Source organism: Streptacidiphilus sp. MAP12-33 (genome assembly GCF_041261265.1).
Classification (GTDB): Bacteria; Actinomycetota; Actinomycetes; order Streptomycetales; family Streptomycetaceae; genus Streptacidiphilus.
Genome location: NZ_JBGCCA010000041.1, coordinates 1 through 18930 on the forward strand (window position 1 = coordinate 1; position 18930 = coordinate 18930).

At 73.0% G+C, this 18930-nt stretch carries 5 protein-coding genes; all 5 read right to left on the reverse strand.

What is annotated here, in order from left to right:
- Nucleotides 1–126 precede the first annotated feature (126 nt).
- The 5 genes from ABH931_RS32765 to ABH931_RS32785 all read right to left on the reverse strand — a co-directional run bounded on the left by ABH931_RS32765 (nt 127) and on the right by ABH931_RS32785 (nt 18836).
- Nucleotides 127–990 (reverse strand): NAD(P)-dependent oxidoreductase, encoded by an 864-nt coding sequence (locus tag ABH931_RS32765; RefSeq protein WP_370121551.1) that lies wholly within the window; start codon nt 988–990, stop codon nt 127–129.
- 44 nt (nt 991–1034) lie between these two features.
- Nucleotides 1035–2000: an L-tyrosine 3-hydroxylase gene (locus ABH931_RS32770; RefSeq protein WP_370121554.1), complete on the reverse strand. Its 966-nt coding sequence runs from the start codon at nt 1998–2000 to the stop codon at nt 1035–1037.
- A complete protein-coding gene (locus tag ABH931_RS32775; protein ID WP_370121557.1) occupies nt 1997–2464 on the reverse strand; it encodes a VOC family protein in 468 nt (155 codons plus the stop codon). The genes ABH931_RS32770 and ABH931_RS32775 overlap by 4 nt, the downstream gene beginning before the upstream one ends.
- 142 nt (nt 2465–2606) lie before the next feature.
- Entirely contained in the window at nt 2607–5729 is a 3123-nt protein-coding gene (locus tag ABH931_RS32780; protein ID WP_370121560.1) for an amino acid adenylation domain-containing protein, read from the reverse strand.
- A gap of 90 nt (nt 5730–5819) precedes the next feature.
- Nucleotides 5820–18836 (reverse strand): amino acid adenylation domain-containing protein, encoded by a 13017-nt coding sequence (locus ABH931_RS32785; protein WP_370121563.1) that lies wholly within the window; start codon nt 18834–18836, stop codon nt 5820–5822.
- Nucleotides 18837–18930 lie beyond the last annotated feature (94 nt).

An 18930-nucleotide genomic window follows, 5' to 3' on the forward strand; every position in this document is an offset into this window, starting at 1 on the left:
CTTTTCCCCACAACCCCCGCCCCCCCGGGGGGGCCCCCCCCCCCCCCCGGGGGGGGGGCGGCCCCCCCCCCCGGGGCCCCCCCCCCCGGGGGCCCGCGGCGCAGCGCGATACGCGCGTGGGGTGGGTCACCCCAGGGCGGCGAGGATGTTGTCGACTACCTGGTCCTCGGCCCGCCGGACGGACTCGACGGTGCGTGCCGCATAGAGGTCACGCACCTGGATGCCGGGCAGGTCGAGGACGTCCCGCGCGGAGCCACTGGCCGTGCACAGGTCCATCACCACGCCGCCGGGGCGTCCCGACTGCCAGGCCGTCAGATCGGCCTCGCTCATGGGCAGACCGAGCGTCGTCATGACCACGAACGCCGTCGGTGGAACGAGCCGCAGCTCCTCCAGGGTGACCACGTGCTGATAGGCGGGCGAGTGGAAGGACAGGAGGTCCGCGCCGGTGAGCAGCTCCCGCAGCGGGGCCCACTGTGGTTCGCCGGCCGACGACTCGCGGGGCGTCGGGGTGTGGAACCGGACGTCCATGCCCAGCGCGGTGGCGACCCGGCCGACCCCGCGGGCGACCGCTCCGTAGCCGACGAGTCCGAGGCGGCGTCCTGCGAGCTCACCACGGGACTCACCTCTGTGGCGCACGTGTCCGAGCAGCTCCTCGACGACGAACTCGACCGTGCCGGTGTCCCCGTAGTGGTGGATGCCTGACACCGCGATGCCGTTGGCCCGTGTGTAGTCCTCGTCGACCCGGGCGGTCGACGTCGCCCGCAGGCCGACGTACCGCAACTCGGGCAGCCGGCGCAGCTGTTCCGCACCGAGGACGTCCTTCCAGCCGGCGAGCAGGGCGTCCGTGCGGTCGAGGGCGGAGGCCCCGCCCGGCCACTCGCACAGGACGAGCGGCGGTCGTTCGCTCAGCGCCCGGAGCCGGTCCAGGAGACCGGGTGACGCCCAGACACCGGGCAGGACCGTGATCTGACGGAAAGTCGGGGATGACATGGCTTCCTTCCTCGGGGCGCAGACTCGCCACCGCATGCTGTCCTTCAGGCCCGGGCGGCGAGCCTCGTCGCGTCGACCGCCGCCTCGCCGACCTGGTGGAGCACCTGGCCGACCTGCTCCTCGCACCGGGTCACAGCCGGGTCGCGCAGGTGCTGCGGCCGCTCCGCGTCCGGCAGGCCGCCGGGGTGGAGACCGTGCTGTTCCAGGTCAAGGGCCACCGGGAGCAGGCGGCGGAGCAGTTGAGCGGTGAGTTCACGCTCGCCCACGTCGGCGCGCATGGTCAGGAAGAAGTTGTCGTACAGCAGGGCCGTGCGCGGCGACGGTCGGACCGCGACCTGCTCGATCGCCTGCTGCAGCAGCGACTCACCCTCGGGAACCAACCGGGCGGCTATGCCCTCGTGAATGGTCCGGTGGAGGTCCACGGCACGCGCGAGTTCGGCGGCTGCCGGAGAGTTCGTGAGGACCGGACCGCGTCCCCTGAAGACGCCCCGGACGGGCGCGTAGTCGGGCGACCAGGTGCCGCTGAAACTGCGGTGCTGGAGGAACATCCGCGGGCGGATCAGGTCCTGGTACACCGCGCGCGGGCACGACCCCGTGTAGAGCAGCATCGCGCAGTAGCCGCGGACGAAGGTCGTCAGGCGGGCCAGCGCGTCGTCGTCCAGTGGCTCCGCCACGCTGTGCCGGTCAAGGATCCGGCCCATGAGACGCCAGATCAGGAAGGTGGTCTGGTGCCCGGTGATCCAACGGAACCAGTACAGCTGATCGACCGTCGGCTCGGCGTCGCCGGCACCGGTACCGGGCGGCGCGCCCCCCGCGGCGAGCGGGCGCAGTCGGGGCAGCACGACGCCCGGGTCGCAGTCCGGCAGGAGGCAGGGCAGCCCGGGGTCGGCTGCGGAGGCGTGGCCGATCGGCGGCAGCGTCAGCAGTTCCAGACCGTAGGGGAAGTCTCCGTAGTCCCAGGTGCCGGCCCACGGGTCGGTGACGCGTTCCTCGGTGCCGCCACGGTTCATCGCGGGCCGTCCGGGATGTGGGTGAACTCGTATTCCAGGCCGTTGACGTCGTAGAGGTAGAGGCTCCGGACGCCGTCGTCGTCGACCACGATGTCCGTCGGCAGGTCCGGCCGCGCGAAGGAGTAGCGCCCGGACGCGTGCAGCTCCGTCCAGCGACGGCGGACCGCCCCGAGCTCCTCGGGCGAGTCGACCTGGAGGCAGACGTGCTGGAACTGGACACCGACCGGATCCGGCTGCCGGCCGGTGTGGTCCGCCCGGTCGAACAGGTGGAAACGCAGGTCGCCGACACCGATCTCGACCAGACGGCCGATCCCCGGCAGGCGGCTGAGCGTGAGCGGGGAGAACCGGTCCAGCTCCCACTTCCGCTCCGCCCCGAAGAAGTCCTGGTACCAGCGGAGGCAGTTGTCCAGATCGGCGGCCTGCACACCGATGTGGTGAATCCTTGGCTTGTCCGGCTGCTTCACTGAAGAGTCTTCCTTAAGAGGTCGTTGCGACCGGCCGGGGCCGGCCCTCGCCGTCGCTTGACGGTATTCAGGGCGGGTCGCACCCCGGCCCGGTTGGCCATTAGCTGCCAGTCCGGCCGCACCGGGACCGGGCCGGCGGGGATCAACCGAGTGCGGGGGCGTCGGGCCCCCTTCCGGCGTCCGCGACCACCTGTTCCAGACGTTCGCACCACCCCTCCACCGTGGCCCGGTCGTAGAGGTCGGTGGCGAACTCGAAGTACCCGGACATCCCACCGTCCGTGGTCCTCCTCAGGCAGAGCAGCACGTCGAACTTCACCCGCGCAGCGTGCACCTGGAGCGATTCGCAGGCGGTGTCGCCGAGGCACAGCGGTTCGCCGCTGCCGTCCTGGTAGACGAGCATGAACTGGAACAGCGGGTTGCGACCGGCCTGCCGCGGCGGCCGCAACGCGGTCACCACACGGTCGAACGGCACGTCCTGGTGGGCGAAGGCGGCCAGGTCGGTCCCGCGCACCCGGCGCAGCACCTCGCGCAGGCTCGGCCCGCCCGACAGGTCGCTGCGCAGGACGAGTGTGTTGACGAAGAAGCCGACCACGTCGTCGAGGACCGGCTCGGAACGTCCCGCGACGAGCATGCCGAGGGGGATGTCCTCCCCCGCCCCGAGCCGGGCGAGCGTCACCGCAACCGCGGTCTGCACCGCCATGAAGAAGGACGCGTCCTCCAGCCGGCCGAACCGCTCGAGCGCGGTGCAGAGCGTCGCCGGCAGGGTGAAGTCGACGGTGTCGGCGCGGCGGCTGGGTGCCTGCGGCCTGGCGCGGTCGGTCGGCGGCAGGACCTCGGCGGGCAGTCCGGCGAGGGCCTCGCGCCAGAAGGCGGCCTGCCGGGAGGACAAGCTCTGTGCGTCGTTCGGCGAGCCCAGACTCTCCCGCTGCCAGTGGGCGAAGTCGGCGTACTGGACCGGGAGCGGCTCCCAGGTCGGGGCACGCCCCGCGGCACGGGCCGTGTAGGCGTCGGAGAGGTCGCAGAACAACGGCCCCGCGGACCAGCCGTCGAAGGCGATGTGGTGCACGACGACGACCAGCACGGCCTCGGTCGGGCCGAGGCGCAGCAGCCGCACCAGAAGAGCCGGGCCGCGCTCCAGGTCGAAGGGGTACGCGCACAGTTCGTCGATCTTCGCCTGCAGGCGGTCCGGCTCCACGCGTACCGACGCGAAGACCGCGCCCGCCTCCACCTCCTCCGGCGTGAGCACACGCTGCACCGGTGCGTCGTCGACCTCGCGGAACACGGTGCGCAGGGCCTCGTGCCGCTGGACGACGTCGCGTACGGCGAGGGCCAGGGCGGTGTCGTCGAGGTCACCGACGACACGGTGGACGAAGGGGATGTTGTACTCCGCGCCGGCGCCGTTGAAGAGGTTGAGCAGCCACAGACGCTCCTGGGCGAACGACACCGGATCCGCGGCGCCGCGCGCCCTCGGTTCGAGCGGTCGCCGGGGAGCCGGCTGCGTCGCGGTCTCCAGCCGCTTCGCGAGCGCCTCGACGGTCTGGGCCTCGTAGAAGTCACGCATCTTCAGGTCGACGCCGTAGTCGTTACGGAGGCGGCCGAGGAGCCGGATCGCGAGCAGGGAGTTGCCGAGTTCGAAGAAGCCGGTCCCCGCCTCCACCCGGCCCGGTTCGATGCCCAGGAGCTCGGCGAAGAGCGCGGCCAGTGCCACCTCGTGGACGCCTTCCGGCGCGCGGCCGGAGCCCTCGGTCGGGGCCGGGAGCGCCCGGCGGTCGAGCTTCCCGTGCGGGGTCCGCGGCAGGAACGGCAGGCACACCACGGCCGTGGGGACCATGTGCGGCGGCAGCGAACGGGCGCTGAGGCTGCGCAGGGTCGCCGGGTCCGGTGGCACGGTCGCATCGGGGGACGGCACGACGTAGGCGACCAGGCGCCGGTCGCCCGGCGTGTCCTCCCGCACGACCACGGCGGCGTGCGCGACCTGGTCCATGCCGCCGAGGACCGCCTCGATCTCGGCGGGCTCCACCCGAAAGCCGTGGATCTTGATCTGGTCGTCGGAGCGCCCGACGAAGTGGAGCTGCCCCTGGTCGTCCTGGCGCACGAGGTCACCGGTCCGGTACATGCGTGACCCGGGTCCGGCGAACGGGTCGGCGACGAACCGGGTGGAGGTGAGGCCGGGCCGGTCCAGGTAGCCGCGGGCCAGGCCCGAGCCGGCCAGGTAGAGCTCTCCCGCCGTGCCCGCAGGGACGGGCTGCAGCTTCTCGTCGAGCACGTGGACCTGCGTGTCGGTGATCGGGCCGCCGATGTCCGGCGTGCCGCGACCGTCCAGCGGCGCCGAGGCGGTGGCGCACACGGTGCTCTCGGTCGGCCCGTACGCATTGACCATCGTCCGGCCGCGCGACCAGCGGGCCGCCGTCTCGGGCGGGCAGGCCTCGCCAGCGACGATGAGCGTGCCGACGCCGGGCAGCCCGGCCTCGTCGAACTCGGTCAGCATCGTCGGGGAGACGGTGACATGGGTGACCCCGTGCTCGCGCACCAGGGCGGTCAGGCCCTCCCCGGGGACCAGCGGCTCGCCGTCGGAGACGACGAGCCGGGCCCCCGTCAGCAGCGCCATGCAGAGTTCGGACACCAGCGCGTCGAAGCCCGGCGAGGCGAGCTGGAGCACCACCGCGGAGGCGTCCACCCCGTAGCGGTTCCGGTGCGCCCAGTCGAGGTTGGCGATGCCCCGGTGGGTGACCACGACGCCCTTGGGCCGGCCCGTGGAGCCCGAGGTGTAGATGACGTACGCGGTCTGGTCCAGGTGCACCGGGCCGGTCCGCTCGGCGTCGGTGACAGGGTGCGCCGGGTGCACGTCCACCGGCCCGGCCGTCAGGGCGTCGTCGAGCACCAGCCGGGGCCCGGCGACGGACTCCGGCAGCGCGCACTGCGCCGAGACCAGGACGACCATCGGACGGGCGCCGTCCAGCACCAGGTTGAGGCGCTCCTCGGGGTAGTCGAGGTCGAGCGGCAGGAACGCCGCGCCGGCCTTGGCGACGGCGAGTACCGCGAGGACCATCTCCGCCCCGCGCGGCAGCGCCAGCGCGACCAGGCGCTCCGGCCCGACCCCGCGGGCGATCAACCCGCGCGCGAGGCGGTTCGCCTGCCCGTCGAGCTCCCGGTAGCTCCACCTCCTTGCCCCGCAGACCAGCGCGATGGACTCCGGCGTGCGCGCCACCTGTCGCTCGAACAGGTCGGCGAGCGTGCTGCCGACCGCAATGCTCTCGATCTCCATCGCATTCCCATTCGCTACCTGGTGCCTGTGCGCCTCGGGGTTCACCGGCTCGTACAGACGTGAGTTCGGACGTGGACGGCCCTGGGCGCGCTACTCCCGCCTCTCCAGGAGGTCGAGCCGACGGGCGATCTCGCGGCCGATCCCGGCCAGCGGTCCGGCTGCCAGCATCTCCCCGTGCGTCGCGGTCGTCTCGAAGGTCTCGATGCGGCCCGAGACGTGCGGCCGCCACGCCTCCACGTCCGGCGGGGTGGTCCTGCCGCCGGTGGCCGCGAACACCACCAGGTCGCCGTCGAAGAAGCCGGACACGCCCCGGCCGCGCAGGTTGAGGACGTCCACGAACACCTGGGGCAGCATGGCCATCGCCTGCTCGCCGATCCCGGCCAGGGGGCTGTCCGGCTCGCGCGGGTCGTGCCCTATCGAGCGGACGAGGTCGGACCACACCTGCGGGTCGTCGTAGGAGATCGGCTCCCCCAGGCCCCTGGCCGGATAGCCGTCCAGGCTGGCGAGGAACTCGACCTGTTCGCCCTGCTCGCGCAGCCGCACCGCGAGGGCATGTGCGGTGGTGCCGCCGAAGGACCAGCCCAGCAGCCGGTACGGTCCGTGCGCCTGGACCGAGCGGATCTGGGCGAGGTAGTCCTCGACCAGATCCTCGAAGCTGCCCGGTCCACCGTCCGGGTCGCTGAACCGGCGCGCCTGGATACCGTAGAGCGGCTGCTCCCGGTCCAGATGGGCGAGCAGCCCGCTGTAGCACCAGCTCAGGCCCACGCCCGGGTGCACGCAGAACAGCGGTGGCCGGTCCCCGCTCACCCGCAGCGGCAGCAGGACGCCGAGTGCGTCGCGTGCCGCAGCGCGCCGAGCCTGCGGCGCGGGTGTCCGCGCGGTGTGCTCCTGCCCGTCCGGAGCGAGCCGTTCGGCCAGCAGGGCCGGCGTCGGGGCCTCGAACACCAGACGGAAGGACAGCTCGCACGGGAACGCCGCACGGAGCAGCGTGATGAGCCGGGTGGCGAGCAGGGAGTGCCCGCCGATGGCGAAGAAGTCGTCGTCAGGACCGACCTCGGGCAGTCCCAGGGTCTTCGCGAACAGGTCGCAGAGGACCTCCTCGGTCCGGTTCACCGGGGCCCGGCGCTCCGCCGCGGCTTCGGCGTAGTCGGGGGCGGGCAGGGCGCGCTTGTCGAGCTTGCCGTTGGTGGTGGTCGGGAGCGCGTCGAGCAGCACGAAGGCCGAGGGCACCAGGGCCTGCGGCACGCTCGCGCCGACATGGCGACGCAACTCCTCGCTCGACGGGGCCTCGCCGGGGACCGGGACCACGTACGACACCAGGCAGGTGTCGCCCAGCCGGTCCTTCCTGGCGACCGTGGCGGCCTGCGCGACCCGCGGGTGCGCGACGACGACGGCGTCCAACTCACCGGGCTCGACCCGGATCCCGCGGATCTTGACCTGGTCGTCGGAGCGGCCGAGATAGTCCAGGCTCCCGTCGGCCCGCCGGCGCACCAGGTCGCCGGACCGGTACATCCGCGCACCGGCGTCGCCGAAGGGGCAGGCCACGAACCGTGCCGCCGTCAGTTCCGGTCGGCCGAGATACCCGTGCCCGACCTGGGGGCCGGTCAGGTACAGCTCGCCGATCACCCCGTTGGGCACCGGCCGCAGGTGATCATCGAGCACGAAGGTGCCCGTGTTCCAGATCGCCGCCCCGAGCGGCGGAGCCCCCGCTCCCCACTCGTCCACGTTCTGCGGCAGGGTGAGCGTGGTGACGACGTGGGTCTCGGACGGGCCGTAGTTGCTGTGCAGGGCCGACCACGGTCGCTCCCGGTGGAACCTGCGCTTGAGCGGGTTCAGCTGCAGCGCCTCGCCTGCCTGGTGGACGTGGCGCAGGGCGCGCAGCTCCAGGCCCTGCTCGATCGCCGCCTGGTACACCGCCGTGAGCACCATGTCGGTCGCGTGGAACTCGGTGACTGCCTCGCGCTCGAGCCATACCGCCAGGCGCGCCGGGTCCTGCCGGGTCTCCTCGTCCGCAATCCACAGACCCCGCCCGTTGAGCAGGGCGGCGAGCATCTCGTGCTCCGCGACGTCGAAGCCGACGGCGGAGAGGTGCGAGACCCGCTCCCCCGCCTCACCCGGGTGCCGGTCGGTGAAGAACGCCATCAGGTTGAGCAGCACGCGGGCGGGCAGGGTCACGCCCTTGGGACGGCCGGTGGTGCCCGAGGTGTAGATGAGGTACGCCGGGCTCTCCGCCGTCAGCCGCGCGGGACGATCCGCATCGGTCGGGCTGCGGTCCGGGCATCCGGCCAACTCCCGGAGCACACCTGCACCATCGAGTACCACCAGCTGACCGTCGAGGGCCGGACCGGCGGCCGTGGCCTTGTCGGTCAGCACCAGCACGGGACCGGCGTCCGCAAGCATGTGGTCGATCCGCTCCTGCGGATGGTCCGGATCCACCGCGAGATACGCCGCACCCGCCTTGAGGATCGCCAGGAACGCGATCACCAGCTCGACTCCGCGCGGCAGCACGGTGGCGACGTGCCGGCCCGGTCCCGCCCCCTGCTGCAGCAGCAGGTGCGCCAGGCGGTTGGCGCGTCTGTCCAGCTCCGCGTAGGTGAGCGACTGCCCGTCCCCGTGCAGCGCCACCACACCTGGCGCAGAGGCGACCTGACGCTCAAACAGTTCGGCGAGCGACTCCTGCGGCAGTTGCCTCGGCGTGCCGGGCCACGGCGACACGACCTGCTCACGCTCGCCGCCGACGAACACGTCCGCCGCCGACAGCGGGGCGTCCGGGTCCGCCGCCGCACTCGCCAGCAGCAGCCCCAGGCGTTCGCCCAGCAGCTCCACGGTCCCCGGATCGAACAGGTCCGCGGCGAAGTCGAGCCGACCCGAGAGTCCGGCCGCCGCGCCGTCAGGGTCGTACCACTCGGTGAACGTGAACAGCAGGTCGAAGGCGCAGGTCTCGTTCTCCAGCATCCTGGTGGCGACGCGGAGGCCCGGCAGCGCGAAGTCCTCGCCCACCGTGTTCACCCCGAGCTGGAGCATGACCTGGAACAGCGGGTGCCGCGCCAGCGAACGCTCCGGGCTGACCGCCTCTACCACCTGCTCGAAGGGGACGTCCTGGTGCTCGTATGCGGTCAGGTCCGTCCGGCGCACCCGGGCCAGCAGCTCGCGCATGGTCGGGTCGCCCGAGGTGTCCGTGCGCAGCACCAGCGTGTTGACGAAGAAGCCGACGAGGTCGTCCAGCGCCGCGTCCATACGTCCGGCCACCGGCGAGCCGACGGGAATGTCGGTGCCCGCACCCAGGCGCGTCAACAGGCCCGCCACAGCCGCCTGCAGCACCATGAAGACCGTGGTGTTCGTCTCCCTGGCCAGCTCCACCAGCCGCGCGTGCAACTCCGGCCCCACCGACAGCGGAACCGACCCACCGCGATGCGACGCGCTCGCCGGGCGCAGCCGGTCCGTCGGCAGCACCAGCTCCTCCGGCAGGCCGTCGAGGGCCCCGCGCCAGTAATCCAGCTGCCCCGAGACCACGCTCTCCGGGTCCGACTCCGACCCCAGCAACTCGCGCTGCCACAGCGTGTAGTCCCGGTACTGCACCGGGAGCGCGGACCACTCCGGTGCGGCACCGCCCGTCCGCGCCTCGTAGGCCCGGTACAGGTCCGCCACGAGCGGGCCCATGGAGAAGCCGTCGGCCGCGATGTGGTTGATGGTGAGCAGCAGGACGTGCTCGTCGTCCGAGAGCCGGACCAGCCGGCCGCGGAAGGGAACGTCCACGGTGATGTCGAACCCGGTCCTGCGGTCGGCCTGCAGCAGCTCCTGGAGCTGCTCCTCGGAGGCCACCGGTTCGATCCCGAGGAGGGGCGTGGCCGACTCGACCGGCAGCACCGCCTGGTACGGCTCGCCGTCGCGCTCGGGGAAGACCGTGCGCAGCGACTCGTGCCGGCGCACCAGGTCGCCGAGCGCCTCCCGCAGCGCGCCGGCGTCCAACTTCCCGTGCAGTCGAACCGAGAGGGACATCGCGTAGAGGGTGGAGCGCCCCTCCATCCGGCTGAGGAACCACAGCCGCCACTGGGCCGGCGAGAGCGGGACCTCACCCGCGCCGCCGTCCCTGAGCGTCAGCGCCGGACGGGAGCCCGTCGCGGAGCCGTCAAGGCGCCCCGCCAGGCCGGCGGGCGTCGGCGCCTCGAAGACGTCGCGGACGGTGAGGTCGCAGCCGAACCCGCTGCGGATCCGGCTGACCAGGCGGGTGGCCAGCAGCGAGTGGCCGCCGAGCTCGAAGAAGTTCGCGTCGGCGCCGACCGTCCCGAGGTCGAGCAGCTCGGCGAAGAGGTCGCATATCGCCGCCTCGGCGGGCGTGGCCGGAACGCGGTGCTCGCCCACGGCCCGCTTGGGGACCGGCAGGGCCCTGACGTCCACCTTGTTGTTGGCGGTCAGCGGGAAGCGGTCCAGCACGACCGTGGCGCTGGGCACCATGTACTCGGACAGCCTGGCACGGGCGAAGGCGTCCAGTGCCGCGGCGTCGAAGCCCGCCTCACCGATCACGTAGGCGACCAGGTACCTTTCTCCGCCCGGCCGGTCGGCGCGCGCCAGCACCTTGATCTGCCGCACGCCCTCGGCGCCCGCCAGCACCGCCTCGATCTCGCCCGGCTCGATCCGGAAGCCACGGATCTTCACCTGGTCGTCGGACCTGCCGAGGAAGTCCAGCAACCCCGCTTCCGTCCACCGCACCAGGTCCCCGGTCCGGTACATCCGGGAGCCCGGCGGACCGAACGGATCGGCGACGAACCGCTCCGCGCTCAGGTCGGGCCGGCCGACGTAGCCGCGCGCCAACCCGGCCCCGGCCAGATAGAGCTCCCCTGCCGCCCCTGTCGGCGCCAGGCACAGCGCCTCGTCCAGGACGTAGGCGCGCATCCCGTCCAGTGGCCGTCCGATCGGTACCGGAGCCGGCACCTCCGCCGCGGAGCGCCACGGAGCCGACGAGGCGTACAGGGTGACCTCCGTCGGACCGTAGTTGCCGCGGATCACCAGCTCGGGGCAGGCGTCGAGCGCCCGCCGCAGCGCCGAGGGCGAGTTCACGTCGCCGCCGGTGATCACCAGCCGCATGCCGGAGAAGGCCGTCGGGTTCTCCTCCGCCACCACCCGGAAGAGGCCCGCGGTGATGTTGGCCGCGGTGATCCGCTCCTCGCGCAGCACCCTGCTCAGCCCGGTGACGGTCAGCTCGTCCTCGGTGGCCACCACGACCGTCCGGCCGTGCAGCAGCGGGTGCCAGATGCCGTAGGTCGAGGGGTCGAACTCGTACGGCGCCACCAGCAGCACCCGGTCGTGGTCCCCCGGCACGAACAAGGCGTCGGCGACCAGGTCGAGCACGTCCCGGTGTGAGATCGCCACGCCCTTGGGCGCACCGGTCGACCCCGAGGTGAACATGACGTAGGCCAACTGGCCTGCGAAGCCGTCGATCCCTGGATCGGGCGCGGGGCCCTCCTGCAGCCCGGGGTCGTCCGCCCACAGCAGCGTCTCGGCCTCGGGCAGGCCGCGCCCGGCCATGACCCGGTCCGCGATCAGGATCCTGGCCCCGACCTGCTGGTGCAGCACCGCCTTGCGCTCGGTCGGCGCCGCGTGGTGCAGCGGGACGTAGTAGGCACCCGCCTTCAGCACCGCCAGCAGCGCCACCGGGATCTCCAGCGACCGGGACAGCCCCGTGGTGACGGGGACCTCCGGCCCCGCCCCGGCCGCGATCAGCCGCTGCGCCAACCGGTTCGAGCGCTCGTCCAGCTCACGGTAGGTCAGGCCCTGTCCGCCGCAGCGCACCGCCACGGCGTCGGGCGTCAGCCGAGCCTGCCGCCGGAACGCCTGCTGCACGCAGTCGGCCTGCATGCCGCCGACCACCGGCGCCGCCCCGGAGCCCTTGGCCAGCAGCGCGGTCCGCTCCTCCGCACCCAGCACCTCGATCGCGCTGAGCCTGCGGCCCGGATCGGTCACCGCCGCCTCCAGCACGCGGACGAGCCGATCTATCAGGACGCGGACCGTGCCGTCGTCGAACAGGTCCCGGGCGTAGCCCACATGCGCGGAGAACCGCACCGGCTCGCCGGGCGCCGCCGCGACCCGGAACTGCAGCTCCAGGTCGAACTTCTCCGACTCCAGTGCCGGGACCAGCGGGGCACACCGCGTGCCCTGGAGCTGCAAGCCGCCGTTGTTGGTGGTGGTGACCTCCATCATGAGCTGGAACAGCGGGTTGCGCCCCGCCGCGCGCGGCGGGTTCACCGCCTCCACCACTCGTTCGAACGGGACGTCCTGGTGCGCGTAAGCCCCCAGGCACGCCTCCCGCGCCCGACCGAGCAGCTCCTGGAAGGTGGGGTTGCCGGAGGTGTCCACCCGCAGCACCAGGGTGTTGATGAACATGCCGATCAGTTCGTTCAGCGCCTCGTCGGTGCGCCCGGTCACCGGGGTGCCGATCGGGATGTCGTTGCCCGCTCCGACCCGGGTGAGCACTACGGCGAGCGCGGCGTGCATGACCATCGACAGGGTCGAGCCGGTCTCGCGCGCCAGGTCGGTCAACCCCGCGTGCAGCGCTGTCCCGAGCTCGACGTCGAACGACCCCCCGCGCTGGCTCGGCACCGCCGGCCGCGGCCGGTCCGTAGGCAGTTCGAGCTCGGCCGGCACGCCGTCGAGGGCCGCGCGCCAGTAGTCGAGCTGGAGGCGCATGGCCGAGCCCGGGTCCTCGTCCCGGCCGAGCACCTCCCGCTGCCACAGCGCGTAGTCGGCGTACTGGACCGGCAACGGCTGCCATGGCGGCTGCTCGCCGCCGAGGCGTGCGGCGTAGGCCGTCGCGAGGTCGGCGTTGAACGGCCCCGTCGACCAGGCGTCACTGACGCTGTGGTGGAAGAGCGCGACGAAGACGTGGTCGCCGTCCTCCAGCGGGATCAGCAGGAAGCGGACGGGCAGTTCGCCCGCGAGGTCGAAGACGTACTCGCACGCGCTGCGGACCGAGGCGTCGAGGTCGGCCCCTGCGGCGAGCCAATGGACGGCCACCTCCCCGGCGGGCAGCACGACCTGCGTCGGCACCCCGTCGACCTCGCGCAGCACGGTGCGCAGGCTCTCGTGCCGCTCCACCAGGTCGCGGCAGGCCAGGCTCAGCGCCTCGGTGTCCAGCGGACCGGTGATGCGGTGGCAGAGCGGCAGGTTGTAGGCGGCACTCGCGCCCTCCATCTGGTCGATGAACCACAGTCGCTGCTGCGCGTACGACATCGGCAGCCGCTCGGGGCGCGGCCGGGCGTGCAGCCGCGGACGGGCCCGCCCGGCCTCGTCGACCCGCCGGGCGAGTGCCGCGGGGGTGGGCGCCTCGAAGATCGCACGCAGCGGCAGGTCCACGTCGAGCAGGCCGCGCACCCGGTTGACCAGGCGGGTCGCCAGCATGGAGTTGCCGCCGAGCAGGAAGAAGTCGTTGTCGACGCCGACGCTGTCCACCTGCAGGAGTTCGCTGAACAGTCCACAGACGACGTGCTCGCGCGGGGTGCTGGGCATCCGGCCGGACACGGTGTCGCGGTCCGGCGCGGGCAGGGCGCGCTTGTCGAGCTTGCCGTTGGTGGTGGTCGGCAGGGTGTCGAGCAGCACGAAGGCCGAGGGCACCAGGGCCTGCGGCACGCTCGCGCCGACGTGGCGACGCAACTCCTCGGCGGACGGGGTATCGCCGGGGGCCGGGACCACATAGGCGACCAAGCAGGTGTCGCCCAGCCGGTCCTTCCTGGCGACGGTGGCGGCCTGTGCGACCTGCGGGTGGGCGGCGATGACGGCGTTCAGCTCACCGGGCTCGACCCGGATGCCGCGGATCTTGACCTGGTCGTCGGAGCGACCGACGTAGTCCAGGCTCCCGTCGGCCCGCCGGCGCACCAGGTCGCCGGACCGGTACATCCGGGCGCCGACCCCACGGAACGGGCAGGCGACGAACCGGGCCGCGGTCAGCTCAGGGCGGCCGATGTACCCGTGCCCGACCTGGGGTCCGGCCACGTACAGCTCGCCGACCACCCCCGTCGGGACCGGCTGGAGGTGCTCGTCGAGCACGTACGTGCCCGCGTTCCAGTTGGCGAACCCCAGCAGCGGGGCGTCCTCGGGCCACGCGTCCACGTCCTTCGGCAGCGAGGCACGGAAGATCCCGTGTGTCTCCGAGGGTCCGTAGGAGCTGTGCAGCCGTATCCACGGCCGCTCGCGGTGGAAGCGGCGCTTGAGCGGGGTCAGCCGCAACGGCTCGCCGCCCTGGTTGGCGAGGAGCAGGGCGCGCAGTTCCAGGCCCTGCTCCACCGCGGCCTGGTACACGGCCGTCAGCACCGAGTCCGGCGCGGAGAACTCCGCGACCGCCTCCCGGTCGAGCCAGGCGGCCAGGCGCGCAGGGTCCAGGCGGGTCTCCTCGGTCGGCACCCACAGGCTCTTGCCGAAGAAGAGGGTCGTCAGCATCTCCTTGACGGAGACGTCGAAGCCGATCGCGGCGAACTGCGCCACCCGCGCGCCGACCGCACCTGGCTGGACAGCTCCCACGTACCGCGTCATGTTGGTGAGCGTCCGGCTCGGCAGCAGCACGCCCTTCGGCCTGCCGGTGGTGCCTGAGGTGTAGACGACGCAGGCGGGGGTCTCTGCGGTCAGGGGCGCCAGGCGCTCCGGGTCCGTGAACGGGCCTGCGGGCAGCGCCGCCAGCTCCGCCTGAAGCCCGGCGTCGTCGAGGAGGAGCAGGGCGGTCGGACCGGCGACCAGGTCCGCGGTGGCCGCGTCGGTGATCACCGCCATGGCGTCCGCGTCCGCGACGATGCCCACGGCCCGCTCGCGCGGGAAGGAGGTGTCCACCGGCACGTATCCCGCACCGGCCTTGAGGATCGCCAGCAGCGCGGTGGCCAGTCCGACGCCGCGGCCAAGCGCCACCGCGACCAGCGAGCCCGGCCCCGCGCCGCGGGCCGCCAGCAACCGCGCCAGACGGTTGCTCCGCTCGTCGAGTTCGCGGTAGGTGACGGTGCCGTCCGGCCCGTGCACGGCCACAAGGTCCGGAGTGGCCGCCGCCTGATGCTCGAACAGGTCCGGCAGGGTCGCCTGCGGCAGTACCTTCGGCTCGCCGCACCACTGCGCGGTGACCTGCTCGCGTTCACCGGCGACGAACACGTCCACCGACGACAGCGGCGCGTCGGGGTGAGCCACCACTGCCGCGAGCAGCACGCCCAGGCGCTCGGCCAGCAGCTCGGCGGTCCGCGTCTCGAACAGGTCGCGGGCGAAGTCGAGCCGGCCGGTGAGCCCGGTCGGCGCACCCGCCGCGTCGGTGTGCTCGGACATGGTGACGGCGAGGTCGAACTTGCTGGTCCCGGTGTCGAGTTGCTCGCCGCGCACGGTCACTCCTGGCAGCTCGAAGTCCCGGCCACCGGGCTCCTCCAGCACGAGCATGATCTGGAACAACGGGTGGCGGGCCAGCGAACGGACCGGGTTCACCGCCTCGACCACCTGCTCGAACGAGACGTCCTGGTGCTCGAAGGCGGCCAGGTCGGTCCGGCGCACCCGCGCCAGCAGCTCACGCATGGTCGGGTCACCGGAGGTGTCCGTACGCAGCACCAGCACGTTGAGGAAGAAACCGACGAGGTCGTCCAGGGCGACGTCTCCGCGCCCGGCCACCGGCGAGCCGACGGGGATGTCGGTGCCTGCGCCCAGGCGCGTCAACAGGCCCGCCACAGCCGCCTGCAGCACCATGAAGACCGTGGTGTTCGTCTCCCTGGCCAGCTCCACCAGCCGCGCGTGCAACTCCGGCCCCACCGACAGCGGAACCGACCCACCGCGATGCGACGCGCTCGCCGGGCGCAGCCGGTCCGCCGGCAGCGCCAGCTCCTCCGGCAGGCCGTCGAGGGCCCCGCGCCAGTAGTCCAGCTGCCGGGACACCGTGCTCTCCGGGTCCGACTCGGACCCGAGCAGTTCGCGCTGCCAGAGCGTGTAGTCGCGGTAGCGCACCGCCGGGGCGGACCAGCCCGGTGCCCGGCCGCCCGCCCGCGCCTCGTAGGCCTGCCGCAGGTCGCGGATCAGCAGCCTGAAGGACCAGCCATCGACCGCGATGTGATGCATCGTCAGCATCAAGACGTGCTCGTCCGCGGAGATCCGGAACAGTCGGACCCGCAGCGGGGCCCCGGTCGCCAGGTCGAACGGCGTACGGGCCTCGGTGCGGATCAGGGAGTCGACGTGCCCGGTCGAGGCCACCGGCTCGACCTCGAACGCCGGCGTCGCCGACTCCGTCGGCAGGACGTGCTGGCAGGGCCGTCCCTCGCCCTCGGGGAAGACCGTGCGCAGCGGCTCGTGCCGCTCCACCACGTCGGCGAGCGCCGACCGCAGCGCCTCCACCTCGAACCCACCGGTCAGGTGCAGCAGGAACGGCGCGTTGTACTGTGACGAACCCTCCTGAAGGCGGTCGACGAACCACAGCCGGCTCTGCGCCGCCGACAGCGGCACCGGGTCCTCGCCGGCGACGCGGACCAGGGGCGGACGCGCCGCCGAGGCGCCGTCCATCCGCTTGAGCAGCGCTGCGGGAGTCTGGGCCTCGAAGATCGCCTCGTACGGCAGCTCACTGCCGAACTCGGCACGGATCCGGTTGATCAGCCGGGCCGCCATCAGCGAGTGACCGCCCAGCTCGAAGAACGCCTCGTCCGGCCCGACCTGTTCGACACCGAGCAGCTTGGCGAACAGGGCGCAGAGCGCCTCCAGCCGGGCGTCGACCGCGGGCCGGTCCTGCGGCGACTCCGGCGCGGCGGGGCCGCGCTCGGGTGCAGGCAGCGCACTGCGGTCGAGTTTGCCGTTCACGGTCACGGGCAGCCGGTCCAGCACGACGACCTTGGACGGCACCATGAATCGCGGCAGCCGTCCGCTGACGAAGTCCCGCACCTCGGCGTCGAGTCCGCGCCCGCCTCCCGGGCCGGCGGTCCCGTCCGGGCCCGCCGGCGCGGCGACCACGTAGGCCACCAGCTGCTTGTTGCCCGGCACGTCCTCCCGCACCACGACCGCCGCCTGGCCGACCCGCGGGTGCTCAGCGACCACGGCCTGCACCTCGCCGGGCTCGATCCGGTACCCGCGGATCTTCACCTGGTCGTCCACACGGCCGACATACAGCAACCGGCCCTCGGCCGACCACCGCACCAGGTCCCCGGACCGGTACATCCGGGTGCCGTCGGCCGCGAAGGGGTCGGCGACGAAACGCTCCGCGGTCAGACCGGCGCGCCCCAGATAACCGCGGGCCACGCCGGCGCCGGCGATGTACAGCTCACCCACCACACCCGGGACCACCGGTTGCAGTCGGTCGTCGAGCACGTACGCCTTCATGTTGGCATCCGGGCTGCCGATCGAGGGCGGATCGTCCGGCGAGAGCGGCTCGGACATGGTCGCGTAGACCGTGCTCTCGGTCGGGCCGTAGGCGTTGATGAACCGCCGGCCCCGCGCCCAGACCGCCACCTGCTCGGCGCCCAGCGCCTCACCGGCGGTCAGCAGCGTGGAGACGCCGCCCAGGTCGGCGGGGTCCAGGGCACCGAGGACGGTCGCGGGCACGACCATGTGGTCGACCCGGTGCCGACGGATCAGCTCGACCAGGCCCTGGCCGGGCACCACCTCCTCGGCGCCGCCGAGGACCAGCCGGCCTCCAGCGGCGAACGTCATCAGCATGTCCGCCGTCGCGACGTCGAAGCTGATCGAGGAGAACTGCAGCATCCTGCTGTCCGCCGCCAGCCCCGGACGCCGCTCGGCCACCAGGTTCAGCGCGTTCGCGTGCTCCACGACTACGCCCTTCGGCGCACCTGTCGACCCAGACGTGTAGATCACGTACGCGGCGTGCCGGCCACCCAGCGCCGCGACGCGCTCGTGCTGCGCCAGCGGCGCGTCGGCGAGTGCCGCGACGGCCTCGACGACCGCGGGGTCGTCGAGGCCGACGACGGTCGCGCCCTCCGCGCGCCGCAGCTGCGCAGCGCAGGCGCCGGAGCTGAGCACGAAGCGGGCCCCCGAGTCCTGGACCAGGTACGCCATGCGTTCGGCGGGGTAGCGGTCGTCGATCGGCAGGTAGGCGCCGCCCGCCTTCAGCACCGCCAGAAGCGCGGTGATCAGGTCGATGCCGCGCTCGAGCACGACGGGAACGATCTGCTCCGGGCCCACGCCCAGCCCGACCAGGTGCCGGGCCAGCCGGTTGGCCCGCGCGTCCAACTCGCCGTAGCTGAGCTCGACCTCGCCGAAGGCCAGGGCGATCGCTGTGGGCGTGGCCGAGGCCCGGCTCTCCAGGAGCTCGACGAGGGTCTCGGAGGCGGGCAGCGGCGTCTCGGTCGCGTTCCACTCCTCCAGCAGGAGCTGTCGGCCGTCGTCGCCGAGCAGGTCCAGCTCGCCGAGGCGCGTCTGCGGTGCTGCGGCGGCCTGGGTCAACACCCGGACCAGGTACTGCGCGTAGCGCACGGCGGTGGCCCGGTCGAACAGCGCGACGGCGAACTCCAGACGCGCGTCCGGGGCAGCGGTCGGGTTCTCATCCGGGGTCATGGACACCAGCAAGTCCAGCGCCTGGGCGCGCGCACCCGAGCCCGTGCCCGCCTCTGCCTCCGCGCACTGGACGGCGACCTGGACCAGCGGGTGACGCCCCGGCGCGGCCTCGGCCCCGAGAGCCGAGACAATCCGCCCGAACGGCACGTCCCGGTGCGGCTCCACGGCCAAGCGCTCGGCACGCACCAGGTCGAGCAGCCGACGGAACGAAGGGTCCCCGGAGACATCCGTGCGCAGGACCGTGACGTCCCCGGCCGCGTCCTGCCGCCCGACCGGCAGGTCGTACCCGGCACCCAGCCGCGCGAGCACCGCGGCGAATCCGGCGTGCACCACATCGGCCGGTTCCGCGTCGGCCTCACGTGCCAGCCGCTCCAGCGCGCCCCACGCCTCGGCCGGCACTTCGAACGGCACGACGTCCACACCCCCGTGCTCGCCCGGCGGGCGCGGCCGGTCCGCCGGCACCGCAATCTCCGGCGGCAGCCCGCGCAGGTGCGCGCGCCAGAATCCGTCACCGTCACCTGCCGCGAAGGTCGTAGTGCGCTCCGGCGCGCCGGGAGCCGCGGCGGAGAGCGTCTGGTCTTCGAAGCCGCGGTGCCGAGTGGACATGGGTCCGTCCCTTTCAGATTGCCGATGCACGGGAGCCGAGAGCCGTCGCCGAGCGACGGGGATGTGCTGTGCACGCGAGGTGCGGAACGCGCAG